This window comes from Nodularia harveyana UHCC-0300 (assembly GCF_034931085.1).
Classification (GTDB): Bacteria; Cyanobacteriota; Cyanobacteriia; order Cyanobacteriales; family Nostocaceae; genus Nodularia; species Nodularia harveyana.
Map to the genome: position 1 here is coordinate 29,942 of NZ_JAYGHG010000023.1, position 24,183 is coordinate 54,124.

The 24,183-nt window shown below is 40.0% G+C and carries 22 protein-coding genes; 10 read left to right on the top strand and 12 right to left on the bottom strand.

Going from position 1 to position 24,183, the window contains the following annotated elements:
• The first annotated feature begins 21 nt into the window (after positions 1-21).
• The 3 genes from VB620_RS13910 to purU all read left to right on the top strand — a co-directional run bounded on the left by VB620_RS13910 (position 22) and on the right by purU (position 3,524).
• Entirely contained in the window at positions 22-1,824 is a 1,803-nt protein-coding gene (locus VB620_RS13910; protein WP_323196746.1) for a GldG family protein, read from the top strand.
• Positions 1,825-2,040: 216 nt separating this feature from the next.
• Positions 2,041-2,652: a DUF4340 domain-containing protein gene (locus VB620_RS13915; protein ID WP_323196747.1), complete on the top strand. Its 612-nt coding sequence runs from the start codon at positions 2,041-2,043 to the stop codon at positions 2,650-2,652.
• Positions 2,653-2,669: 17 nt separating this feature from the next.
• Positions 2,670-3,524: a formyltetrahydrofolate deformylase gene (gene purU / locus VB620_RS13920; protein WP_323196748.1), complete on the top strand. Its 855-nt coding sequence runs from the start codon at positions 2,670-2,672 to the stop codon at positions 3,522-3,524.
• A gap of 3 nt (positions 3,525-3,527) precedes the next feature.
• On the opposite strand, the gene VB620_RS13925 is transcribed toward purU, so the two are convergent.
• From VB620_RS13925 to VB620_RS13945, 5 genes are all read right to left on the bottom strand, one after another.
• On the bottom strand, positions 3,528-3,926 hold the full coding sequence (locus tag VB620_RS13925; RefSeq protein WP_323196749.1) for a nuclear transport factor 2 family protein: 399 nt from the start codon (positions 3,924-3,926) through the stop codon (positions 3,528-3,530).
• Positions 3,927-3,943: 17 nt separating this feature from the next.
• Positions 3,944-5,419, bottom strand: coding sequence for a restriction endonuclease (locus VB620_RS13930; protein WP_323196750.1), 1,476 nt, complete (start codon positions 5,417-5,419; stop codon positions 3,944-3,946).
• Between the two features lie 45 nt (positions 5,420-5,464).
• Positions 5,465-6,547, bottom strand: a complete 1,083-nt coding sequence (locus VB620_RS13935; protein WP_323196751.1) for a DNA-methyltransferase — start codon at positions 6,545-6,547, stop codon at positions 5,465-5,467.
• A 100-nt stretch (positions 6,548-6,647) separates the two neighbouring features.
• Entirely contained in the window at positions 6,648-8,036 is a 1,389-nt protein-coding gene (gene hisS, locus VB620_RS13940; protein WP_323196752.1) for a histidine--tRNA ligase, read from the bottom strand.
• Positions 8,037-8,296: 260 nt separating this feature from the next.
• Positions 8,297-9,715: an aldehyde dehydrogenase family protein gene (locus tag VB620_RS13945; protein ID WP_323196753.1), complete on the bottom strand. Its 1,419-nt coding sequence runs from the start codon at positions 9,713-9,715 to the stop codon at positions 8,297-8,299.
• Between the two features lie 388 nt (positions 9,716-10,103).
• On the opposite strand from VB620_RS13945, the gene VB620_RS13955 reads away from it, so the two are divergent.
• Complete coding sequence (locus tag VB620_RS13955; RefSeq protein ID WP_323196754.1) at positions 10,104-10,343, top strand: type II toxin-antitoxin system HicB family antitoxin; 240 nt, start codon at positions 10,104-10,106, stop codon at positions 10,341-10,343.
• A complete protein-coding gene (locus VB620_RS13960; RefSeq protein WP_323196755.1) occupies positions 10,343-10,564 on the top strand; it encodes a type II toxin-antitoxin system HicA family toxin in 222 nt (73 codons plus the stop codon). The genes VB620_RS13955 and VB620_RS13960 overlap by 1 nt, the downstream gene beginning before the upstream one ends.
• 173 nt (positions 10,565-10,737) lie before the next feature.
• Here VB620_RS13960 and VB620_RS13965 read toward each other — a convergent pair whose 3' ends face one another.
• Positions 10,738-11,715, bottom strand: coding sequence for a metal ABC transporter substrate-binding protein (locus VB620_RS13965; protein ID WP_323196756.1), 978 nt, complete (start codon positions 11,713-11,715; stop codon positions 10,738-10,740).
• Between the two features lie 87 nt (positions 11,716-11,802).
• Between VB620_RS13965 and VB620_RS13970 the strand changes: the two genes are divergently transcribed.
• A complete protein-coding gene (locus VB620_RS13970; RefSeq protein WP_407674220.1) occupies positions 11,803-12,594 on the top strand; it encodes a metal ABC transporter ATP-binding protein in 792 nt (263 codons plus the stop codon).
• 34 nt (positions 12,595-12,628) lie between these two features.
• Positions 12,629-13,474 (top strand): metal ABC transporter permease, encoded by an 846-nt coding sequence (locus VB620_RS13975; protein ID WP_323196758.1) that lies wholly within the window; start codon positions 12,629-12,631, stop codon positions 13,472-13,474.
• Here the strand turns inward: VB620_RS13975 and VB620_RS13980 are convergent.
• The 4 genes from VB620_RS13980 to VB620_RS13995 form a co-directional block, all read right to left on the bottom strand.
• Positions 13,421-14,551, bottom strand: coding sequence for a pentapeptide repeat-containing protein (locus VB620_RS13980; protein WP_323196759.1), 1,131 nt, complete (start codon positions 14,549-14,551; stop codon positions 13,421-13,423). The genes VB620_RS13975 and VB620_RS13980 overlap by 54 nt on opposite strands.
• An 87-nt stretch (positions 14,552-14,638) precedes the next feature.
• Positions 14,639-15,388: a GUN4 domain-containing protein gene (locus tag VB620_RS13985; RefSeq protein WP_323196760.1), complete on the bottom strand. Its 750-nt coding sequence runs from the start codon at positions 15,386-15,388 to the stop codon at positions 14,639-14,641.
• Positions 15,389-15,411: 23 nt separating this feature from the next.
• Positions 15,412-15,795 carry a hypothetical protein gene (locus VB620_RS13990; RefSeq protein WP_323196761.1) on the bottom strand — a complete coding sequence of 128 codons (384 nt, stop codon included), beginning with the start codon at positions 15,793-15,795 and terminating at the stop codon, positions 15,412-15,414.
• A 132-nt stretch (positions 15,796-15,927) separates the two neighbouring features.
• The gene (locus tag VB620_RS13995) at positions 15,928-17,586 is read right to left on the bottom strand and encodes a pentapeptide repeat-containing protein (protein ID WP_323196762.1); all 1,659 of its coding nucleotides are present in this window, start codon (positions 17,584-17,586) and stop codon (positions 15,928-15,930) included.
• A gap of 118 nt (positions 17,587-17,704) precedes the next feature.
• Between VB620_RS13995 and VB620_RS14000 the strand changes: the two genes are divergently transcribed.
• The 3 genes from VB620_RS14000 to VB620_RS14010 all read left to right on the top strand — a co-directional run bounded on the left by VB620_RS14000 (position 17,705) and on the right by VB620_RS14010 (position 21,004).
• Entirely contained in the window at positions 17,705-18,490 is a 786-nt protein-coding gene (locus VB620_RS14000) for an HAD family hydrolase (protein WP_323196763.1), read from the top strand.
• Positions 18,491-18,755: 265 nt separating this feature from the next.
• Entirely contained in the window at positions 18,756-19,931 is a 1,176-nt protein-coding gene (locus VB620_RS14005) for a DNA double-strand break repair nuclease NurA (RefSeq protein WP_323196764.1), read from the top strand.
• Positions 19,932-20,053: 122 nt separating this feature from the next.
• Positions 20,054-21,004 (top strand): DNA polymerase III subunit delta', encoded by a 951-nt coding sequence (locus VB620_RS14010; RefSeq protein WP_323196765.1) that lies wholly within the window; start codon positions 20,054-20,056, stop codon positions 21,002-21,004.
• 408 nt (positions 21,005-21,412) lie between these two features.
• On the opposite strand, the gene VB620_RS14015 is transcribed toward VB620_RS14010, so the two are convergent.
• Both VB620_RS14015 and VB620_RS14020 read right to left on the bottom strand, forming a co-directional pair.
• The gene (locus VB620_RS14015) at positions 21,413-22,156 is read right to left on the bottom strand and encodes a response regulator transcription factor (protein ID WP_323196766.1); all 744 of its coding nucleotides are present in this window, start codon (positions 22,154-22,156) and stop codon (positions 21,413-21,415) included.
• A 554-nt stretch (positions 22,157-22,710) separates the two neighbouring features.
• Positions 22,711-23,853 (bottom strand): cold-shock protein, encoded by a 1,143-nt coding sequence (locus VB620_RS14020; RefSeq protein WP_323196767.1) that lies wholly within the window; start codon positions 23,851-23,853, stop codon positions 22,711-22,713.
• Between the last annotated feature and the right edge of the window lie 330 nt (positions 23,854-24,183).

The following is a 24,183-nucleotide window of genomic DNA, read 5'->3' on the forward strand; positions in this document are numbered from 1 at the left end:
ATCACCACCGACTAATCACCAATGAAGATTAAAAAAAATAAACTAGGAAAATATTTATTTTGGCTAGGTCCATTTTTATTTGCTGCTGGCTTAACATCTGGGTTAATTACAGGAAAATGGGGAATCATTCCCCTCATCTTTCTAATTACCGGAACTCTCATCAGTGGTTTATGGATAGTATTAGAAAGCCGACAAAATCAATGGTGGAATCGTCGTTCTACTCAAGCTAACACCAACGCCTTAATTGCAACTATCGCAGTCTTCGTAATTTTAGGCTTACTTAACTTTTTAGGTACTCGCTACAACCTGCGTCAAGACTTAACAGAAGCCCAACTATATACCCTATCCCCTCAATCACAACAATTAGTGCGTAGCTTACCGCAACCAGTGAAAGTGTGGATATTTGATGTGAATAAAAATCCCCAAGATAGGGAACTATTAGAAAACTATCAGCGACAAAGTGACAATTTTCAGTTTGAGTATATTGACCCCCAAGCACAACCCACCCTCGCAAACAAATTTGGGGTAAAAAACTATGGCGAAGTTTACCTAGAATCTGGAGATAACCGCCAATTAGTAGAAACCTTAAATGTCAATCAACGCTTATCAGAAGTTAGATTAACAAATCGCCTACAAAAAATTACCAGTACAACCACGACCTCAGTTTACTTTCTCCAAGGTCATGGCGAACAAGCAATGGTCTCTGGTCAGGAGGGAATTGCACAAGCAATTCAAGCATTAGATGATAGAAATTATGTAGCATTACCACTGAACTTAGTAGAAAATTCCCAAATTCCAGAAGATGCAGATGTTGTTGTAGTAGCTGGTCCCCAAAGAGAATTATTTGATAACGAAGTCAAAGCCTTAGAAAATTATCTCAACGGTGGTGGCAATATATTATTAATGTTAGACCCCAATGTTGATACAAATCTCGACAGTTTTCTACAAAAGTGGGGTGTGATTTTAGATAATCGTTTAGCCGTAGATGTTTCTGGTACAGGTGTAGGACTTGGACCGGCGGTTCCCATTGTCACCAATTACGGACAACATCCCATTACACAAGAATTTCGCAATGGTATTTCCTTTTATCGATTAGCCAGAAATTTAGAAATTAACCCCGTCGCCGGTATTGAAGCTACTCCTCTACTCCTAACTCAACCTTATCCTCAGAGTTGGGCAGAAAATGACCTAAAAAATGAGACATTAGAATTTGACCCAGAATCAGACATCCCCGGACCTCTAACTTTGGGTGTGGCTTTGACAAAAAAAATACCAGCCCCAACTAGCCCGACTCCGACTCCGACACCCACAACGGAAGAGGAAACTAACCCGACTCCCGAAGCTTCACCCACACCGACACCGACAACTAACCCGACTCCCGAAACCTCACCGACACCTTCACCGACAACTACCCCAACTCCCGAAACTTCACCGACACCAGAAACTTCACCCACAACCCCAGAAGAAACTAACCCGACACCAGAAGCTTCACCCACAACCCCAGAAGAAACCAACCCCACGTCCACAACTGAAGAAAAACCGGAAGCAGCTAGCATTGAGTCAAGGTTAGTAGTAATAGGAGATTCCGAATTTGCTACTGATGGCTTATTTGACAGACAACTGAATGCAGATGTATTTCTCAACTCAGTCACTTGGTTGAGTCAACAAGACCAACAACCCCTTTCCATTCGCCCCAAAGAACCAAACAACCGCCGCATTAAGTTGAATATTTTCCAAGTGAATCTTTTAACATTTTTCCCTTTGTTAATATTACCCTTAATAGGATTATTAGGGGCGGCTATTATATGGTGGAAACGCAGATAATTAAAACATCAAAAGTAAAAAGTAAATCTCTACTTTTTACTTTCATCTAGCAACAGTTTTCATGGTTTATTTGTTCTAGAACTTACGCATAATCTACGTTTTCTTGGCGTTCTTGGCGGCTTGGCGGTATGCGCTTCGCGCACGCTACGCGAACGATAAATCAATATATTTGGCAATTGTTGCGTAAGTCCTGTATTCAACAAAATTAGTATAAATATGAAATTACCAAAAACAACTTTAATTTTAATATTGCTAGCCCTGGGTTTGAGTGGTTTTGTTTATTTCTATGAAATACAAGGTAAAACTCAAAGAGAAGAAATCAAAGCCCAACGACAGCAAATATTCTCATTTACAGAAGATGATATCCAATCTTTAACAGTCAAAACACAAGATATCACTCTGAATTTAGAACGTAACACCGAGGCGGAAAATTCCGGGTGGTTGCTAACATCTCCCACCAAAGAACCAGCCAATGATGCTATAGTATCTTATTTAACGAATTTGTTAGTTAAAGGTTCAAGCGATCGCACTTTATCAATTACACCCAAAGAGTTAGATCAATTTGGTTTAACTCAACCACTAGCCACAATTAATATTAACCTCAAAAATCAGCAAACCCATCAACTAACCTTGGGGAAAGTAGACTTTAACAGTAGTTTTTTGTATGCTCAAACTGATGCAGCAACTCCAGAAAATGGTAATATAAATGTCCTGTTAGTATCTACAGATTTTGCAAATGCTGTCAATCGGGAACTGTCAGAATGGCAAAAACCCCAAGACACCAGCGAAGTTGAAACAACTCCAGAAAATGAAAAAATTAATAATTAATAATTAACTCAGGTGACATGACCAAACCCACCGCCACATTACTCATTTCCTGTGCCGACCAAAGAGGATTAGTTGCCAAATTCGCCAATTTCATCTATGCTAATGGGGGAAATATTATTCATGCAGATCAGCATACAGACTTGGCTGCTGGGTTATTTCTTACCCGCTTGGAATGGCAGTTAGAGGGTTTCAATTTACCAAAAGAATTTATAGCACCTGCATTTAATGCGATCGCACAACCTTTAAATGCAAAATGGCAACTACACTTCTCTGAAACTATACCACGAATTGCTATTTGGGTCAGTCGGCAAGACCATTGTTTATTTGATTTAATTTGGCGACAACGAGCCAAAGAATTTACCGCAGACATTCCCCTAATCATTAGTAATCATCCTAATTTACAGAAAGTAGCAGAGCAATTTGGCATTGATTTCCATCATATTCCGATAACCAAAGATAACAAATCCGAACAAGAAGCCCAACAACTAGAACTACTAGAAAAATACAAAATTGATTTAGTAGTTTTAGCCAAATATATGCAAGTTGTCAGCGCCGATTTTATTGAAAAATTCCCCCAAATCATCAATATTCATCATTCATTTTTACCAGCCTTCGTAGGTGCAAATCCCTATCACCGAGCCTTTGAACGCGGCGTTAAAATCATTGGTGCTACCGCCCATTACGCCACTGCTGACTTAGATGCTGGACCAATTATAGAACAAGATGTAGTGAGAGTCAGTCACCGCGATGAAGTTGAAGACTTAATTAGAAAAGGTAAAGATTTAGAAAGAGTAGTTTTAGCCAGAGCCGTGAGATTTCATTTACAAAATCGCGTCCTAGTATATACTAATAGAACAGTAGTATTTGGATAATTCTTAATAAGATTTACCATCACTACCAAAATATTCCCGATAGCTGCAAATTTTATCTCCACGCACATCAAAAGAAACCGCTACCCGATTTTTGTAAGGCTTATTGAATAACAAACCCTCATCCCGAAACTCAAAAACCACAGTGGTTTCATTACTAGTAACCCGGTCTAGAGAAGTTAACTGTATACCTGAATTAAAAGATTTTGAGACATATTCAAAAAACTCTCTAGCGCGGTCTTTACCCTCATTTAAACCGTGAAATTTACCCATTGGGAACCAAAAAGTAAAATCTTCCGTAAGCATATCTAGAAACCCATCCCACTCCCCTGTAGCTAAACCGTGAGTAAAATGTTCAAATGCTTGTTGAGCAACTCTTAAAGTTTTCTCCGATTGTTCTGACATATTTTGTTATGAATAACTCAATTATTATCATCTATTTCATCTTCGATAGCTTCAGCCATCAAATCTTCTTCCTGTTCAATTTCATTTAACTCTTCATCAGACACATCAAGTTCTTTCTTCGCAAAAACTCGCCTAGCCTTTCTGTCGAAAATTTCAACAATATTCGTTTTATCCCTTTTAATTGCTTCAATGTCATCTTTTTGTAACAAAATCATGTAGTAGCGAGATACTTCCATCATTCTGTAAGCATATTGATAAGCATCCCTTGTAAACTCACCGGTTGTGACAACCATTACCACGTCCGCCCCTGTCACAAAAGTCAGCCCGATTTCTTTGGCTAAGACATCAATATCAACCTTCTTTGTGTTTTTGCATTGAATCTGCCACCGACTGTAAACAAACCTGTCTGAAGCTGCCAGAACATCTAGTTCCCCTTTGCCATTTTCTTTACTGCGCCATTTTGTAAAACGCAGACTAGTTAGGCGTATCATCCAGACTGCCAGAAGCTCTAAGGCTTTACCTTTAATATGTTTATCTGGATGATTTAATTCATTGACAACATCATCAAAGGTGCGGTTTAGTTCAATTTCCGAAAGCCTTGTTTCATTAGCGATTGATTTTAGAAGGGGTGCTAATAGTTCAGACTGGGCTTTGCTGGTTAATCTGACTTTATTCGGTTTAGCTCCTCTGCCACCTGTAGTTTTTTCGGTTTCTATTAAACCGAGAATTGCAAGAGGTTCAATAACATCCTTGACTAAATTTTTCGTTGTGAGTCTTAATTTATAAATACTTCTGGTATGTTGGGCAACTTTATTAGCTGGTATAAGTTCTTTCACATCAAGATTCAGCAGACTCAGCAGAAAATGTTTTTGTCCGGGAGTCAGGGTATAAAGCTCGTCGATAAAATCTTTATTGATGCCTAGAATTTCGGAAACAACGTCCCAGTTTATTTCGTATTCCCGTTCAAAAACACCTGCCAAGGACAACCAACTTCTCATAGTACTTGTGTAAGTGCCGCTAGGTGATATGGTATATCCCCTTTCCTGTAATTCATAGGCTATTGGTTCCAGTTGTGCTTCTTCTCCTCTAGCATTAACTGCATCAATAGCTTTTAATAAAGCCATGCCTGACAAATTATTTAATATGTGCGCTGCAAACCTTTGATTTACAAATAAAGTATTGTCAGCATTAGCTAAAATTTCTTCAGCAAAAGAAGTAAGTTGATATTGGCGTGGCTGTTCCAAGTCCTCAATCAGCTGATAAGCTCTGAGGGATAAGAAACAGTTCATTGACAATATGCGGATATTTTTTGCAGATTGTATAGATGAAGCCTGTTGAGAATGTTTGGAAAAATAACGTTGGCCAATATTAACTTCCAGTGTATCCCTACTTGGTTGACACTCTTCGCATAACTTCAAAATTTCGACTAAAGAAAACTTAGTTGGCTCAAACTGGTCTCCATAAGTAAATTTTTTTAATTTTTTAGACTCCATTCGGCAATTTCCTTAAAATATCTAATTAATTTGATAGTACCTTTTTTAAAAAAGTCCTAACTGTACAGTCTGGTTATTATCAGGATTTTCTGCTGCTCTTGGTGCTAAATCTGCTGGAGGTTCAACAACCAATGGAGCATTTTCTTCAAATCTTAATTTTGAGGTTACAATATATTGTTCATCAATCTCAAAAGCTAACCAGCGTCTTTGCAAGGTTTCTGCAACTCGACCTGTCATGTTAGAACCAGCGAAAGGTTCTAAAACAATATCACCAGGTTCTGTACAAAGATTGATCACAAACTCTGGTAATGCTTGAGGAAATCTTGCTGGGTGTGGCTTAAAACCTTCTTCTTTACAACGTCTTTGATAATAATCGTTTGAAGAAGTGTTTGAGGCGGAAATAATATTGACTGCTTGAACTAAATCTTCGGATAAATTTTCTTGTATAAGAGTTGGTTGTCCTATTTCTCCTTTATCTGTATTGCAACTTCCATCAATAATATTCGACGGTATAGCGCCTCCTCTATCATTCCCAAATTTATTGGAAATATCATGACCTGAAGGTCTGACTTTGGGTTTATAGCCATTCTTCAAAAGGTTTTTCATTGCATCACTATAAGGCTTTAAAACTCTTCTATTATTAGCTTTAGGATGCGGATCTTTTGACAGCCACCAAATTGTATTTACCGAATCTTTAACTCTTTCCCTGCGAACTGTTACCCATTCGGCAGGGGTGGGTAGTTTTGCTGGATTATACCAATACAATTCTTGTGCCAGATAAAACCCAAGTCCGCCTTTTTCTTTTGCTTTGCACAAAGCAACAACCAGTTCAAAATGATAAAGAGAACGAACTGGCATCCCCTTAATCCAGCTACCACCAATATCAATAACCAGTGAGCCTGTTGGTTTAAGAATACGATAAAACTGTGCCGCATAATCTTTAAACCATTCAACATATTCATCGGCATCAACATTTCCGTATTCTTTTTTACGAACCAGTGCAAATGGTGGAGAGGTGCAAATTAGGTCGATACTTTCGTCAGGAATACCTGCCATTAATTCTAGGCTGTTTCCCAAATAAGCAGCACCAAATTTTGTTTCGTAGTAAGGTTTATAATTAAGTTTCATCTAAGCTTTTTTAGTACAATTGTATCGTCAGGTTTTTATCTGATTATTTCACTTTTCAGATTTGTGGAGGACTAAAGTCCTCACTACAAACTTTAAGTTGTTAGCCCAGTCTATGTTTAATTTCTCCAGCCAAATTCTCTAATGTAACTTCTATTTGTTCACCGGATTTTAAATCTTTGAGAGATGACTTTTGCGCTGCTGCTTCCTCAGAACCAATAATCACACAAAATTGAATCCCTTGTTTATCAGCCAGTTGGAATTGTTTACCCAGTGAACGTTTATCAAAGTTAGTAATTACATTAATTCCCGCCTGACGCAGATTTTGAGAAACTTGTAAATAAATCGGCATTAAATCTGCTTGCATATTTACTACCATTACCTGGGCTGGTGTCGCAGATAAAGTATTCAGAATCCCAGCTTTGAGTAAGCGACTAATTAACCGAGTTAAGCCAATGGAAATACCCACACCAGGCATTTTTTCGCCGAGAAAAGTTCCCACTAATTCCTCATATCTACCACCAGAACAAATACTACCTAAAGCTTCATGTCCTAACAATGTTGTTTCGTAAACTGTCCCTGTATAATAATCAAGACCACGGGCAATGGATAAATCAATACAATAGCGATTGTCAGATACCCCCAAATTACGCACACCTGTAATTACAGTGGCTAACTCAGTTACTCCCAACTTAAATTGTTCCGCTTCTGGGAGATTTTCAGCTAGATGCTGGAGTTTATCTAAAACCTGATCAACCGTGCCATTAATCTGAATAAAATCAATAATTTTTTGGGTATGTTCAGCGTTAATACCTTCTGTTTCTAAAGCTTGCTTAACTTTAGCTTCGCCAATTTTTTCTAAATTATCAATTATACTAATACAAGATTTAATTTTATTTTCAGCGATGCCCACAGATGTGAAAAAGCCTGTGAGAATTTTCCGATTATTGATCCGAATTAGAAAATCACCAATATTAACTGCTTCAAAGATTTCGGTGATAATTGCTGGCATTTGAGCATCATACAATAAACTCAGTTCCCGCCGAGCCACTACATCAATATCACACTGACGGAATTGACGGAACCGCCCATCTTTAGCTCTTTCTCCCCGAAAAACTACATCCGTTTGGTAACGTGCAAAAGGGAATGTTAATTCATTCAGGTGACGGGCAATATAAGCTGCTAAAGGGACAGTTTGATCAAATTTTAAGGCTCTAGCTTCTGAACCTGTTTCTCCGGCTTTTTCTTTCTCAGCTTGGCGATTTGGGGGAAGAATCGGGTCAATACCATAAATGATATTATCACCTTGGTTTCCCTTGGCTTGGAGAACTTCTAAGCGTTCCACTGCGGGGGTTTCTATGGGGGTAAATCCATAACTTTCAAAGACTCGGCGAATGGTATCTAATAGGTATACTTCTAAGCGCTTTTCACTGGGGAGAAATTCAGGAAATCCACTAGGTGTTGAAAAGTTGATTTTGTCACTTTTTGCCATGTTTTGATTTTGTTAATTATAAGTTTGAGAGTTTAAATTATAGCGCTTGTTCGGTGAATAGGGAAATTTTTGCGTAATTAAAGCCTAATACCAATTATTTATGAGAAGTGATTTATTTGGTGGTAATAAAAAAGTGGTTTTTCGATAAACTGGCAGCTTAGAGATGTATGTTTATCTAGAATATTTCCTTGTGAATCATGACGTGCCATTATGGGAATTTCTAATTTAATGATGGACATTCGCAGTTTCCTGGTATGGGTTTACTGATTATTAAACCACCAGGGGTCTTTATTGGTGTCAGTTTTAATCAAAAATGCTTTTTTTCGCAGGAAGCGTTTAATGGAGGCTGCACCCATGCGTGAACCACCCAAACCAGAGAATTTGAAGGAATTTCTTTCTCCCTCCTGGATTATGTCACTTAAAGCGGCATCATTGATACTGATAGCACCTGCATTGATGTGTTCAGCGACTGCTAAAGCTTCGGCTTCTGTCTCTGCAAACACCGCAGCACTCAATCCATATATAGAGTCATTTGCTAAGTATATCGCTTCTTGAATGGTGGGAAATGCCATGACTGGCATGATGGGGCCAAAGGTTTCTTCGGTCATGATTTTCATGGAATGGTTGACTTGGGTAATTACGGTGGGACGACACCACCAACCGCCGTCAATTTCTTCTACTTTACCGCCACAATGAATTAATGCGCCTTTGGCGACTGCATCTAGAAGGTGGTCGTTAATAATTGCGGCTTGTTTTTCGGCAATAATGGGGCCAATTTCGCCACTTTCAACTTGGGGATAGGCTAACTGCAAACTATGGGCTTTGACTGTGAGTTGATGATAAAACTCTTCAAATATGGCTTCGGCGACGTAAATACGCTCTATGGAAAGGCATGATTGTCCACTATTGACGACTGCACCCCACAAAATGGCTGAGGTGGCTAATTCTAAGTCGGCTGATTCTAAAACAATGGCGGGGTCTTTTCCTCCTAGTTCTAAAAATGCGGGAATAAATCGTTTAGCTGCGGCTTCTGCGACTTTTAGTCCTGTGGCGACGCTACCTGTAAAGCAGACTAAGTCTACATTTTCTATGAGGGTAGCACCTGTTTCACCTGTTCCTTCGGCAAAACTGAGAACATCCCGCAGGTCTGGGACGGTATTGAGGGCTGTCATGAGTGGGGCGACGAAGCGGGGGGCAATTTCACTGGGTTTGATGATGACGGCGCAACCTGCAAGTAATGCGGGAATAGTATCAATTGTAGACAGTAAGAGGGGGAAATTCCAGGGGCTAATTACTCCGACTAGGGGGTAAGGTACTGATGTTTGTTGCAGACTGATGAATGGAATGGCTGTGTTTTTGGCTGAGGTTCCGATTAATTCTGGTGCTAATCTACACCAACGTTTAATGGTAGATAGGAAGGTGTCGATTTCTAATACTGAGGTTGATAATCTGCCAGTATCACCGACTAATGCCTCTGTAAGCTGTTGACGCTCTGAGACTATGGCTTGCTGCCATTGCTGTAATGCTTGTATTCTGGCTGATAAACCTATTTGTTGCCATTGAGTTTGCGCTCTGCGGGCGCGGTTACATTGGTGTACTAGCAACCTGGGAGGTGGCGGGAGAATTATATAGTCAAATTTTCCGGTTCGGGGGTTACGGACTTCTATTGGTTTAGTCATTAGTGGTTAATTGTAATGTTTTATCCCCCTAGTACAAGTTAAATTATGCCTAATTTAGCTAAGTGTATGATGGTTTTTTTTTGCGTTTCTAGAAAATGTTTGTGGTCTATTTCTGTTTCTAGCATGGTATTTGCTGGGTAAAAGTGTAATGGGCTGTAATTTTGGGCGTATAGAAATGGCTGAGGTGATGGTAAGTTATTTAACTGCATCACATTTAACTTGCAGCGCTAAGGCTGGAAATGATTCTATTTTTTCAGTTTTATCTGCCATACTGTGGGCTGATTCCCCAAAAACTAGCTTTTAAATGTAACTTTTAATATTGATTCTTATCATACACTCAAGTAACATTAAGAGTAATATAATTAGTCTGAGTTAATTAATCAAAACTATGAAAAAATTAATTAGACTGAAGATTGAAAAATTTACTGAAGAGGGTCAAGACTATTTTGTGGCTACCAGTAATGATATCCAAGGTTTAGTGGCTGAAGGTCAAACACTACAAGAAGCATTGGAAATTGCTGAAGATGTCGCTAAGGTGCTATTAGATATGGAAAAACTAAAAAATCCTAGTTTGAATTTAAAAGACTTGCCATCTCAATTTGAATATCCTCTGATTATGGAAGTCTAATGGGTAGATTGGCTGGTTTCTCTTATCGACAAGTGACCCGAAAATTGAAAACATTAGGTTTTGAATTTTATCGTTCAGCTAAGGGAGATCATGAAATTTGGTTGAATCCAGAAACTAATGAGAAAACAACCATTCCTCATCATCGAGAGATTAAGGAAGGAACCCTGAGAAATATTTTAAAACAAGCTCAGGTGGATGTTGAGATTTTTTTAGAGATTTAAGCAGATATTTTCACAATGTTGACTTAGGGACAAATTACGGAATGGCTAACCACAGAGACGCAGAGGACACAGAGGTATAAGAATTTGAGGGGTTTCTGCGTAAGGCCTGATCATTTAAAACCGCCTACGCTCATTTTTTCTCTGTAGTCTAGTCTTAATGATAATAGCCACAATTAATTTGTGGGCTGAAATGGTGTATATTTGCCTCCCAATGCTTCGACAATAGTGCGGGTGTTCGCTGCCATCATTTTGCTGTAAGAATCGCCCTCGCTGCCCTTTGCGCCAATAGAATCAGCGTATAGTTGACGTGGTGCTAATTTTACACCGGCTTCTTGGGCAACGGTGGTAATTAATGCGGGGTTAATTGTGGTTTCGGCAAAAATTGCGGGGACGCTGTTGGTTTTGATGGCTTCTACTAAGCGGGTTACTGTTTGGGCGCTGGGTTGTTCTTCTGTGCTAATTCCAATTAATGTACCGGCGATCGCAAGACCATAGGCTTTACCATAATATTGAAAAGCATCATGGGTTGTCACAAGTTGGCGTTTTTCTGGGGGAATGGTTGCTATTTGTTGATTAATCCAGTTATGTAATTGCTGTAATTCCTCAGTTAATTTTGCTGCTCTTTGAGTAAAAAGTTCGGCCTCTGTGGGCGATAATTTAATTAACTCATCCCGAATCACATTTACCATAGCGATCGCATTTTCTGCACTCCCCCAAACATGAGGATCTGGTACAACTTCTCGATCATATTGATCTAACTGTAAAGGTGTGACAACTTCCCCCACTGGTATCCTCCGCACCTTTCCCCCCGCCGCATTCATTAAATTAATCAGTCCTGGTTCTAAGTTGTAGCCGTTATACAAAATTAAATCGGCTGTTTCTAAAACCTTACTGTCTGCTGGTTTCGGTTCATAAACATGAGGATCAACTCCTGGTTGCAGAATACCAGTTAACTGAATTTCTCCCCCCCCAACTTCTTCAGTAAAATCAGCAATGATGGTGCTAGTTGCAACGACTCGCGGCTGATTACTTATCTCCTCAGAGATGCGATTAGTGTCTACTTGGTTACACCCTCCGAGGGAAATTCCTAACAAAACTCCCACTACTACTTGCCAGCAGGATCTAGCTTGTGACTGAGTAATTGCTTTCATATACTTGTTACACTGCTTATCATATTTTTCTCATATTTAAGTTACACTATTCTCATATTCTTTTCATTTTCTTTGGTATTCCCCAAAATGAGAACTGCTAATTTCCCCTTAAACGCTGTCTACCCCATGCCAAACGATACAGCCACCACTGCAAGTATTAGTATTGCCCATGTCGGCGTGCATTACCGGGCAGCAGAAGCTTTAAGAGATGTTAACTGTGTTGTCAAATCAGGGAGGATAACGGGGATTTTTGGACCGAATGGGGCGGGAAAAAGCACCTTAATGAAAGGGATACTGGGCTTAGTTCCTCTGAGTAGCGGTAAAGTGCTGTATCAAGGAAAACCTTTAATGCAGCAACTAGAGAAAGTTGCATATATCCCCCAGCGTAGCCAAATTGACTGGACTTACCCAGCGACAGTTTGGGATGTGGCGATGATGGGAAGGGTAAAAAAGACGGGTTGGTTACGTAGTTTTTCGGCAGTTAGCCGCCAGGAAACCAAAAAAGCCCTCAAACGGGTGGAAATGTTTGACTATTGCGATCGCCCCATAGGAGAATTATCCGGGGGACAACAACAAAGGGTATTTTTAGCTCGTGCTTTAGCGCAGCAAGCAGATATATACTGCTGTGATGAACCATTGGTAGGAATTGATCAAAAAACCCAAGCGGTGATTTTTGAGGTCTTCGAGGAACTGGCGGCGGCTGGTAAAATTGTCTTGGTAGTTAATCACGACTTAGGCGAATCCATCACCCACTTTGATGATTTAATTTTACTCAATCGGGAATTAATCGCTACAGGTGTCCGCCAGCAAGTTCTGACAAAGGAAAACCTCTATCGTGCTTATCAAGGTCAAGTCATGTACTTTGATAAAGCTGCTTAAATTTTTCCTATCTCTGCGGTGTGAATAAATACTTATGTTAGAAGCATTAATTGAGCCATTGCAATACAGTTTTATGCAGCGATCGCTCATCGTCGCCATTATAGTGGGCTTGCTGTGTGCAGTTGTGGGTAGTTACTTAATGGTGCAAAGATTAGCCTTATTAGGTGATGCTATTAGCCATTCAGTATTACCGGGACTAGCGATCGCCTTTATGCTCGGAGCAAATATATATCTTGGCGCATTTATTGCCGGCGTGATCAGTACAATGGCGATCGCCTGGATTCAAACGCGATCGCCAATCAAAGAAGATGCTGCAATGGGGATAGTCCTTTCGGCATTTTTCGCCTTGGGTATCACCTTAATTACTATTATTCAAAAAAGTCAAAAAATCGACCTAAATCACTTTCTTTTCGGTAACATTCTCGGCGTGACATCTGGCGAAGTCAGAGACACCGCGATTATTGCCACTATAGTTTTAATAGTTATTTTCTTACTATACAAAGAACTGCTATTTTACACCTTTGACCCATTAGGCGCACAAGCCGCAGGTTTACCAGTCAATCGGCTCAACTTTGGACTCATGCTGCTCATTGCTTTAACCATAGTTGCCAGCATGAAAACTGTCGGTGTAGTTTTAGTCTTAGCACTTTTAATTACACCAGGCGCAACCGCCTATCTGTTAGTTAAACGCCTCAATCAAGTCATGATTTTAGGAGCATTTATTGGAGTAATTTCCAGTATTAGCGGTATGTACCTTAGCTACTATTATAATATACCTTCCGGTCCCGCCATAGTTTTAGTAGTATCAGGATTATTTCTTTTAGCATTACTTTTTAGTCCAAGACACGGAATTTTTACCCCAAGTGTCAATCAAAAATAGAAGGTATCGGTTACGAATAAATAGATGAATCTCTACAAATCCCCAATCAAGGATAATGGGTGGGAATTGCACTAACGCTTTAAATTCATCGGCAGCAAACGGGCGATTATAATCACGGGGACGGCGTTCCGTAAACTGTTTTTTGTGCCAGTCATACCTCAGATGGATAAAGTTACAGACAACATCAGTGAGTTGAGTTTGCTGATTGATCATCCACCCATCCACACAAGCTCCTGTTAAAATAGCCTGGTTAAATTGACTACCCAAGGCTTGTACTCCACAGAGATTAGCACCGTCAAGATTAGCCTCATAAAGATTAGCATCGTTAAGATCAGCCCCACAGAGATTGCTACCACTCAGCGAAGCTCCCTTGAGACTCGCTCTCGTCAGCTTTGCCCCTTGCAAATTGCTCAAGTAAAAACTAGTATTATCGAGATTAGCACCACTGAGATCAGTGCCTTCAAAATTAGATTGACTCAAGTTTGCTCCACACAAATCAACGCCACTTAGGTTCCCATCTTTCAATGAGACACCGCAGAAGTTCACCCCTTCAAGATTACTATCTGTGAGATCAGCCCTATGGAGTTTGGCAAAACTGAGATTAGCATTGCTGAAGTTGGCGCGAATAATCCAGCTTAACCCCAGGTCTGCATCGCTCAAGTCCGCACTGCTGAAATTAGTCCCCTCGATAAATGCGTTGGAGAATTTGGCTCCCTGAGACATCATCGGCTCATCGCTATCGTGATACATATCACCAAGGTTAGCGCCACTGAAGTCAGCATTGTCAAGAACTGCGTCTCTAAAATCTGCTCCACGGAGATTAGCGTTGCAGAGTTTAGCACCCGCCAGGTTAGCAAATCTCAAATCAACACCTATACGAAGGTTGGAAAGGCTCATATCCCTGGAGATAGGGTCCAAATATGGGTTCAGGGATTGATCACTCGGTTTGACTCCTGATAAATCAATCCCCCGTATGTCAGCTTCTGTGAGATCAATGTCTTCGTCTGGATGCTCCAGTCGCCAAGCATTCCAGGACTCAACGCCCTGCCTGAGTTGGTGATAGTGTTCGTGTTTCATGCTGTTTACTCCTGCTCTGCAATGCTGCTATACCAACTTATTCAGAAATTTTGCTCATGTCTATTTGTTGCCAAAACTTCAGGGGTGCTAAACATTGAAGGCAGAATGAGCGAGTATAGGCCAGCAATAATACTGACAGAGTGGAGTTTGATAGGAATGATCATTCTCCTGAAAGTCAGCGACACGCACAATGCTCGATAAAAATGGATTGTGGATTGATATTAGAGGAAGATGTCCTGGAAGTGCATCTTGATAGTCAAAAGAGGGATAATCTTTTCCTGAAAATGGGATTCGCTGCCAACCGACCCGACGCTGAAATTTCATGAGATCAATAGGTTTTGTATACAGACGAGGATCTTCATCATTAATAATTTTTCCTCCACATTCAATTGTGCCTCCACATTCTAGGAAAATACGCCGTTGAATACTAAAACCAAATTTCTCCCCACTGTTTTTAATCCATAACTGATCAATCACCTGTAGATCCTTTGGTGGAATAGCTTTGAGAAAATAGCCCCACTTATGCCAATATTTAATTGCATCAGGTATTTCATCCCATAACGGCTTTGCACTCTCATGATCAAAAATAGCAGTCAAAATCATCCGCTTCCGGTCATGAATATGAGCATATAATTTTTTTCCGTTCTCAGCCCACTCAGAGCGAATCTTGTTCAAGTAGGCAGATTCAAGCTTATTCCACCAGCTAGAGCCGTGTTGCTGACAGTAGAATTGATAAACATAGTTAAACAACAAGTCATAGGTTTCCCCATCTGCTGCTTTCCAGTGCCGCAGACTTAATGCATGACGAAGTGGGGTAAATTTATCACCTTGACTCATAGATTAATTCAGCTAAGTTTAATTCAATTAACTTCTTCCCAGTCCTGATGTCTTGCTTCACTTAATTGGGTAGCTTGATCATTTCTGGAAAATTTTTGCCACTTAACGCGCAGTTGTGTTTCCGTCAAAGAGAGAATTTCCAGTTCATAGCTGCATCGCTCACTAGGGAGGTTAATCAGCAGATTACCATTAGGCTGCCAATGCCAACTACCGTGAGTATAGTTAAAACCGCAACTGGGAGCAATAGTTTCTTTGATAAATTCACCATTAGATTGAAAGCTCATCCCCGGTCGTCCACGTGACGCAGGTAAGGGGTAATCTTGGGAGTAGTAAGTAGCAAAGTCAGGATGAGATTCTTCATAGGCGTGTCGCCAACTACGACAGAGTAGTTCTGATGTGTTTGACATAATTATATTTTTATCAGCAACCAGCTAGTAGTTCGATTAAACTGAGTCCAACTATCTTAACAGAATTAGACTTGTGATTAAAACAGCGCTGTGCAGTTTTCAGCCTAAAAAATTAAACGTTTCTGAGATGATTCAGTCAATCAGCCATCTCACAGAGACACCCATTGACACTGAATCTATCAAACTATTATCTTCTACTCGCCAGCGTGTTACTTGAAATTCTCCTTTTGTATTGAGGATGATAAGAGTTTGACAGCAGGAGTCAGCAAATGTTCTCAGAGATGGCGGAAAAAAGGATTGATCACAAATAGATTGATATTGAGCAATAACGGTAGAATCATCAGGGAAATTAGGATGTTCTTTAGGGACTTCTTCTACCCAAACTGTTTGAGGTGATAGAGAGAGGATGTGATTTTCCCCAATAAAGCGAATTAGCAATTTAACGGAATGTCCCTGGACAATTTTCTCAATGAAATCACTTTTGTTCCGATAAAAATCATTGATCGCAGATTCTGTACCATCAGGATTGCTGATATATTTTAATTGCCAAGATGGTTTATTTTGTAAGTGGGTGAGTTGCTGAATAATCTCTTCAAAATTGTAGTTAGTGTTAACAGCTTGTTCATTTACCAACATTCGCCAGTCTTCATCAATGTGCGTTTTGAGATTTATTTTGATATTTTTGCACTGTCCAATTTTATGAAAATTGACTCCTTTTAAATTAGTCCCTTTGAGGTTTGCACCCGTTAAACTCGCTCCCGTTAAATCACAGTTTTCCAAATTGGCGTTTTCAAGATTCGCATTGGTAAAGTTAATGTAGCTTAAATCTAAATTAGATAAATTAACGCCTCTCAAGTCTGTATGTTGGAATTGGGCATATTTTAACTCTAACTTCATTCTGTTAAATTCAAAACCGCTTAAATCTGTGTAACTAAAGTTGGCATAACTAAAATTAACGCCTTTTTCAATTTCGCAAATACCAAATAAATTTACAATCTCTTGAGCATGGCTAAAGTCCGCATAGCTAAAATCACAACCATCAATGGCAGTTTCTGAATGAAATTGAGTTTCAAAAAATTTAGCGTACTGGAAATTACAATCTTCCAGAGTAGTATATTCCTCTGCAAACTTTGCCCGACTAAAATCGGCTCTTAGGCAATTTGCACCAGTTAAATCAGCATTACCCAAGTAAGTATCAGTTAAAGTCGCATCTGTGAGGTTAGCTCCTGGCAAAATAGCTAATTCTGCACCACTTAAATTAGCGTTTTTCAGGTTAGCATTGCTTAAATTCATGTAACGCAGATTGGTAAGACTCAAGTTAGTATTTTCTAAATTGGCATTGCTGAGATCATATTCATCTTCATCACCGTTGATCATTTCTGTTGTCAGAAAATCAATGTTTCTTAAATTCAATCCGGTGAAGTCCCCGATAGGATTTAAACCTGCGGCAATGGCGGCGGTTAAAAAAGCATCTACTTTTTCTTCTTTGATTCTATCAACAATGGCTTGGCGATTTTTTAAGGTTTTGCTGTTGGGATAAGCTCCAGCAGCTTGAATATATCCTTCTTTAAGTTTACTGTTTACTAAACGATGAAAAATAGTTTCTGCTGCTTGTAAAGAAACAGGTTCAGGTGTTTTGGTTATGCTTTTTAAATTGCCTCCCATTTTCCCATATTCTGCATCTACCGTGTATAGTTCTGAGGCTATTTTTCTTAAATAGACTCGGTAAACCTTATTGGATGTTCCTTCTTGAAAGGTTAAAACAATTTCTTGAATATTTTGCATGGTCATAATATTCCCATGTATGATACAAATTTCCTCACTGATCAATTATAAAATACTTACAAAAATTACTGCTGAGAGGGAATTTCTCAGCTAATCTAACAAAAGCAGTTTATTCCGCAACACAATGACCGCCAGTAGTCCCACAATTTTAGCTTTAGACTTTGATGGAGTAATTTGCGATGGACTAATTGAATATTTTGAAGTCGCATGGCGTACCTACTGTTATATTTGGTCGCCTGTGGAAAATACGCCACCAGATGATTTAGCTTTAAGATTTTATCGCCTCAGACCTGTGATTGAAACCGGTTGGGAAATGCCAGTATTAATCAAAGCCTTGGTAGATAAAATTTCTGAGGATAGCATTCTTCAGGAGTGGGGGAAGATTACACCACAAATTCTATTAGAGAATAACCTCCAGTTCCCAAAAATTAGCGCCGCACTGGATAACTTCCGGGATGAATGGATTAGTACAGATTTAGACGGTTGGTTAAGTCTGCATAGATTTTATCCGGGTGTAGTGGAAAAAATTAAACTCACCATTGCTAGTGAAACAAAATTATACATTGTCACTACCAAGGAAGGACGCTTTGTGCAGCAGTTATTACAAAGAGAAGGAGTGAATTTACCAAGGGAAGCGATTTTTGGTAAAGAAGTCAAGCGCCCTAAATATGAAACTCTGCGAGAATTAATTCAGAAGGCTGAGAAAACACCGGTGAGTATGTGGTTTGTAGAAGATAGAATTAAGACATTGCAGTTAGTTCACCAGCAAGCAGATTTAGCAGATGTCAAACTGTTCTTAGCAGACTGGGGGTATAATACGCAAACAGAAAGAAAAGCCGCCCAAGAACATCAGCAAATTCACCTATTAAATTTACCTCAGTTTACGAAACATTTCCCTGGTTGGTTGTAATTTCCCTGAATTAAATCTGGAACATATTAGACTTTGATGACAAAGAAGGTCGGGTGGGTTTGTGCTATCACTAACCCACCATTATCTATAGAGGAATTACGCAACAATTGCCAAAAATCTTGATTTATCCAACCGCCAAGCCGCCAAGAACGCCAAGAAAATATAGATTATGCGTAAGTCCTACTATAGTGTATTAATCCTACAAATTGCAGGTTTTTTATAGTTCCGTATAGCAAAAATTACTAGTAAAGTTAGGGATTTTTTTATGCTTGATTTAACAAAATTAGCGAGACAAATGCAGGGGTTAAGTGAGCATCTGAATTTAGAAGCTGCTGCTAGTCGCCAGCGTTTGGAATTGGCGCAACAACATCTGCAAAGGGCTTATGAGTCTCAAGCAGATTTAGTGAATACTCAGGAAAAATGGCGCGATCGCATTCTCTTTGCTAATGCTACACCAATTGAGCCACTAGAAACCTGCATTGATATTCCCGTCCCGCCGAAAGTACATACAGTCATTGCTACCGACGGTTCCCAAATTGCGCCCAACCATCATGAAATTGCTTATTGCTATCTGTTGAATATTGGCAGAGTGGTTTTACACTACGGACAAAATCGCCAACCATTACTGGATAGTTTACCAGAGGTATTTTATCGCCCCGAAGATTTATATGTGTCTCGGCAATGGGGAATTAAAACTGAGGAATGGATGGGTTATCGCCGTACTGCTTCGGAAACCACAGTTTTAGCAGAATTAGCTTGCGCGTCGAAAGGGGAAGCACCGGCTTTAGCGATGGTGGATGGTTCTTTAATTTACTGGTTTTTAGAACAGTTACCAATGGATGCGCGCGATCGCATTTTACCCCCAATTTTAGAAGCATGGCAACAGTTGAACCAAGCTCAAATTCCCCTCATGGGCTATCTCAGCGCCTCCCGCAACATTGATTGTACCAACTTCTTACGGTTGTTAGCTTGTCCCCATCCCGCCCCCGATTGTCGCAGTCATTGCCCAGATCAATTAGAAAAATTACCTTGTAAACTATTTGACACTTTACGAGATACTACCCTCTGGGGAAACCAACTCAAGCCAGGACAACGAGGACCACTATGGCGCAGCAATAACCGGATTTTAGAACTCTATGAACAGCAAATCATCTACTTTTGCCATGTCCATGTAGGTAGTGAAATTGCGCGGATAGAAGTTCCCGCCTGGGTAGCTGAGAATACAGATATGTTTAATCAAGCCTTGGGATTAATGCTGGCACAAGTACAAAAAGGCTATGGTTATCCTGTGGCGATCGCCGAAGCCCATAATCAAGCAGTAGTCAGAGGCGGTGATAGAACTCGTTTCTTCGCCCTCTTAGAAAGACAAATGATTAAAGCCGGTTTGAGAAACGTTGGCACTTCCTACAAAGAAGCCAGAAAACGCGGCAGTATCGCTTAATTAGGCAGGGGGGCAGGGAGCAGGGAGCAGGGGGGAGTAAAGAATTTTGGATTTTGGATTTGCGATTTTAGATTGCAGTCTAATCCAAAATCTAAAATCTAAAATCTAAAATTGATTGACTAATGACAATTGATCCATTTTCGCCACTTTTAGGACAGCCCCAAGCCGTAGAATTACTGACTCAGGCTGTCAAACAAAACCGAGTCGCCCCAGCTTATCTATTTGTGGGTATAGATGGTGTGGGCAAAACTTTAGCCGCCAGGTGTTTTGTAGAATTATTATTTTCGGCGCAGACCCGTAATATTGCTTCCTTACCCAGTCGTTTGCGCCAAGGAAATCATCCTGATTTGTTGTGGGTACAGCCTACCTACCAATACCAAGGAAAAAGATTGACAGCCGCAGAAGCCACAGAAAAAAACCTCAAGCGCAAAGCACCGCCTGTAATTAGACTAGAGCAGATACGGGAAATTACTGAGTTTCTCGGCCGTCCCCCCTTGGAATCAGGGAGAAATGTCGTTGTGCTGGAGTCAGCCCAAACAATGGCAGAATCAGCCGCGAATGCTTTGCTAAAGACCCTGGAAGAACCAGGACAGGCGACATTGATTTTAATTGCACCATCACCTGAGTCGGTTTTGCCTACCTTACTGTCACGTTGTCAACGGGTTCCTTTCTATCGCTTAGATACAAAATCTTTAACTCAAGTCCTCACCCAAACCGGACATGAAGAAATTTTGCAACATCCGGCAGTGTTGAGTGTAGCAGCTGGTAGTCCCGGCAGTGCGATCGCATCCTACGAACAATTACAAATAATCCCGGAAACCTTACTGCAAAATCTCACCAAAGCCCCTTCATCCTACCGCCACGCCTTAGAATTAGCCAAGACAATTGCCCAAGAATTAGATACAGAAACCCAACTATGGTTAGTCGATTATCTCCAACAATCTTACTGGCAACAGTGGCATCAAGCAGAAATAATTCACAAGCTAGAACAAGCCCGTAAATCCTTACTTTGTTACGCCCAACCGCGCCTAGTTTGGGAATGCACATTCATCGCACTATTCCGTTATCTATAGCTGGGACTGCACTTCGACTACGCTCAGTGTCCAGAGACTGGAGGGTGGCTTCTCGTAGAGTAGAAGCCGAACCCTCGTGTATGTAGCGAATCAAAGCACAGATGTGTAAATCATCTAAAAGCCGTTTTTCGTAGAGAAGGCGAGATGACCTGACCGAAAATAATGGGATACAAGCCCCGTCACTTCGACAGGTGATACAGTGAGCCTGTCGAACTGCTCAGTGCATCGCCTTCTAGGACGGCTTTATGTTAAAATTTGGGCATAGTCGCCATAGGGCATTGGGAGACTTTAAACGGACATGGAGGGACGATAAGACCACTTGTGGCGTGTTCCAGCGAAGTGTCAAGGAATCCTCGCTTCTTTAGGACGAGGAGGTATGTCAAACATCTATCAAATTCCGGATAAACTTTACTCAATCACCGATGCAGAAGCCCCCTCATTAGATTGAGGTAAGCTCGGCAACTCTAAACAATATCCCGCACCATATACAGTTTTGATATAGCGGGGGTGGCGGGGGTCTGGTTCCAGTTTAGTTCTCAGGTGGCGGATATGGACCCGAATGGTTTCAATGTCATCATCTGGATCATAGCCCCAAACTTCTCGCAAAATCTCACTGGGGGAAACTGTCTGACCGTGGCGTTGCAGCAAACAGTGGAGTAACTCAAATTCCAGGTGAGTCAGTTTTACCGTTTCATTGAACCAAATCGCCTCAAATCTTTCTGGAACCAGAGTCAAATTCCCATAATTGAGAATTTCGCTGTGTTTTGCCGCTTGGGGAATGCGGTCAGTTCGGCGCAATAATGCCCTGACCCGCGCCAACATCTCTTCCACCTCAAAAGGCTTAGTGAGGTAATCATCCGCCCCAGCATTGAAACCTTCCACCTTATCCTGAGTTTGGCTTAAAGCCGTCAGCATCAACACAGGAATTTCCGATGTGCGGTCATCCCGCCGTAAACGTTGACAAACTGTAAATCCGTCTACTCTCGGCAACATCAAATCCAGCATAATCAAGTCAGGTTGTAGCTGGAGAGCCAGCGCCTGACCCTTGATACCATCTTCAGCTTGGCTAACATCGTAGCCAGCCATTTCTAAATTGACCGCAACCAGTTCTGAAATTGCTGCGTCATCATCTATGACAAGAATCCTGGGCATTATTTAAAAAATTATTACTACTTAATTAAGGATAAATAAGAACCTTTGATAGATACAAAGATTTTTATCTTGATTATAAAAAACATTTAAATGTAGCATAAAATTTGAAACTACAGGATGTGGAACCAAAACTAAGGTACTCTAAATCCTAAATATTTTGTGTTATTCTGCCTACAATCCGTCTCCTTTTCTCCAAAATGCTGTGGCGATGACTTTTTATACACCTTGCTGGGGCAAAGGTTATGGGCTGTAAACTACTCTACTTTTAAACCAGCTAATTATCCAAAAGTTCTGATTGATGGGTAGGGAGTGTATAGTTCAAGGGGCATGGCTGGCGCTAAAACGGTAGCGTAACGCACCAAAGCGTTGATAAAACTACTGTCCAAGAAGTATTTGTCCGAGATTCTTCGATTTTTATAGACCTTGTTGCTGGGACACCAATGTGTATTCCTATTAGTCAAATCTGGTCTTCTTTAAACAATGCCAAATTCAAACGATTAGCAGACAGTGATATTCGTAGTAGCTTAGAAGCCTATTATTAAGCATGATTCAAATCAGGATTTATCAATTACTGCAAGATTTGCAGATAGTTCGTCTTCTTCAAATGCATCGGAATACAGTCTTTTATTAAAGACCTTCATTAAATCTGGAATTGCAACTTCTTTAACCCGAATCCCATCAACATCATACAATTCTCTAGTAAGGTTTTTAGTAATTATCCAAACCTGACAATTTTTACCATGTATTTGCAGAGTTTTTTTCCTCACACCGCCATCGGTTAATCTGAAATCAATTGTGATTTGAGAATTTTTCAATTTATTAACATAATTTTCAATTTGTTCTTTTTTGTGTTCTTCAAAATCATTTCTGAGCGTGCAGTCATACATTACTGCCAGACTACCAATTATAAAAAAACCATCGGCTCTACCAGCTTGATTTTTTTGATCATATTGATATAAACTGTGGATACCTAATAGCCGGAGAATCATGAATGTATAATCCTCAAACTCTCCTGGATCTGATAGTGTTTTATAACTACTCAAAAGTAAACCAATATTTTCTTTGACTTCTTTGAGCTTTAAAGCACGGTGATGATAAGTTTGTAAATTTGTGGCTGGTGCTATATCAGAAATTTGTTTATTTGTGGCTGGTGCTATATCAGGAATTTGTTTATTTGTGGCTAATTTTATAGAAAGATTTACTTGGTCTGAAATTAACCGAATATTTTTTACTGACTTTATTACCCTCCCATCTCTATAATTTATAATTTTTACTATAAATTCAACCTGATCACCTTTGGCAATATTTTCTATTTCTACATCCTCTAAATCTTCTTTAAAAAAGAATAAATCTTTATTTAGATTGTCTAATGGTGTGTCGGGTCTTATATAACCGTTGCCTTTTTCTGTATTTACCCAATTGATCACACCTGTTAAGCTAATGGTTTTATTCAAGAAGCGAACTTCTTCGGCAATTTTTTGGCTAGTACCATCTTTTTTATTCCATTCAGTAACAGTGAATTCTACTGAATCTCCTCGCTCTACATATTCAATTCCTAGACCAATCAACTTGTCAGCAAAGAAAAGTAGATCACCTTCATGATCAGGTATTGGTATATCAGAATCAATAAATCCCAGACCAGATTTACCCTCCTTAATACTAATAGCCTTAATTTTTCCCGTAAATTTCATAATCATTGGCTGATAATGTATTAAAAACGCCAAATATAGTGTTCCCAAAAAACTTTATAAGTTAACAGCTTGAAATGCGTATCACTGTAAAACCTATATCAAAGATACACAGATTATAGCAAATAGACCTGCGATCGCCTAAAATCATCTGTAATTAGAAATACACAACTATTTCAGCATCAGATAGTTGCTTCTGAATTTAAGGATATAGATCCCCGACTTGTTCTATAAGTCCGGGATCTGGTGATTACGTTTTTTTGAGTATTTGTGTAGGTTGGGTTAAGCAACGCGCAACCCAACGCCAGTAAAAATGTGTGCTTTCACAAAGCCTCTACC

Bases quoted from the DNA above. Each gene is read 5' to 3' on its own strand.
- VB620_RS13910 (WP_323196746.1), top strand. From the start codon at position 22: ATGAAGATTAAAAAAAATAAACTAGGAAAATATTTATTTTGGCTAGGT.
- VB620_RS13915 (WP_323196747.1), top strand. From the start codon at position 2,041: ATGAAATTACCAAAAACAACTTTAATTTTAATATTGCTAGCCCTGGGT.
- purU (WP_323196748.1), top strand. From the start codon at position 2,670: ATGACCAAACCCACCGCCACATTACTCATTTCCTGTGCCGACCAAAGA.
- VB620_RS13925 (WP_323196749.1), bottom strand. From the start codon at position 3,926: ATGTCAGAACAATCGGAGAAAACTTTAAGAGTTGCTCAACAAGCATTT.
- VB620_RS13930 (WP_323196750.1), bottom strand. From the start codon at position 5,419: ATGGAGTCTAAAAAATTAAAAAAATTTACTTATGGAGACCAGTTTGAG.
- VB620_RS13935 (WP_323196751.1), bottom strand. From the start codon at position 6,547: ATGAAACTTAATTATAAACCTTACTACGAAACAAAATTTGGTGCTGCT.
- hisS (WP_323196752.1), bottom strand. From the start codon at position 8,036: ATGGCAAAAAGTGACAAAATCAACTTTTCAACACCTAGTGGATTTCCT.
- VB620_RS13945 (WP_323196753.1), bottom strand. From the start codon at position 9,715: ATGACTAAACCAATAGAAGTCCGTAACCCCCGAACCGGAAAATTTGAC.
- VB620_RS13955 (WP_323196754.1), top strand. From the start codon at position 10,104: ATGAAAAAATTAATTAGACTGAAGATTGAAAAATTTACTGAAGAGGGT.
- VB620_RS13960 (WP_323196755.1), top strand. From the start codon at position 10,343: ATGGGTAGATTGGCTGGTTTCTCTTATCGACAAGTGACCCGAAAATTG.
- VB620_RS13965 (WP_323196756.1), bottom strand. From the start codon at position 11,715: ATGAAAGCAATTACTCAGTCACAAGCTAGATCCTGCTGGCAAGTAGTA.
- VB620_RS13970 (WP_407674220.1), top strand. From the start codon at position 11,803: ATGAGAACTGCTAATTTCCCCTTAAACGCTGTCTACCCCATGCCAAAC.
- VB620_RS13975 (WP_323196758.1), top strand. From the start codon at position 12,629: ATGTTAGAAGCATTAATTGAGCCATTGCAATACAGTTTTATGCAGCGA.
- VB620_RS13980 (WP_323196759.1), bottom strand. From the start codon at position 14,551: ATGAAACACGAACACTATCACCAACTCAGGCAGGGCGTTGAGTCCTGG.
- VB620_RS13985 (WP_323196760.1), bottom strand. From the start codon at position 15,388: ATGAGTCAAGGTGATAAATTTACCCCACTTCGTCATGCATTAAGTCTG.
- VB620_RS13990 (WP_323196761.1), bottom strand. From the start codon at position 15,795: ATGTCAAACACATCAGAACTACTCTGTCGTAGTTGGCGACACGCCTAT.
- VB620_RS13995 (WP_323196762.1), bottom strand. From the start codon at position 17,586: ATGACCATGCAAAATATTCAAGAAATTGTTTTAACCTTTCAAGAAGGA.
- VB620_RS14000 (WP_323196763.1), top strand. From the start codon at position 17,705: ATGACCGCCAGTAGTCCCACAATTTTAGCTTTAGACTTTGATGGAGTA.
- VB620_RS14005 (WP_323196764.1), top strand. From the start codon at position 18,756: ATGCTTGATTTAACAAAATTAGCGAGACAAATGCAGGGGTTAAGTGAG.
- VB620_RS14010 (WP_323196765.1), top strand. From the start codon at position 20,054: ATGACAATTGATCCATTTTCGCCACTTTTAGGACAGCCCCAAGCCGTA.
- VB620_RS14015 (WP_323196766.1), bottom strand. From the start codon at position 22,156: ATGCCCAGGATTCTTGTCATAGATGATGACGCAGCAATTTCAGAACTG.
- VB620_RS14020 (WP_323196767.1), bottom strand. From the start codon at position 23,853: ATGATTATGAAATTTACGGGAAAAATTAAGGCTATTAGTATTAAGGAG.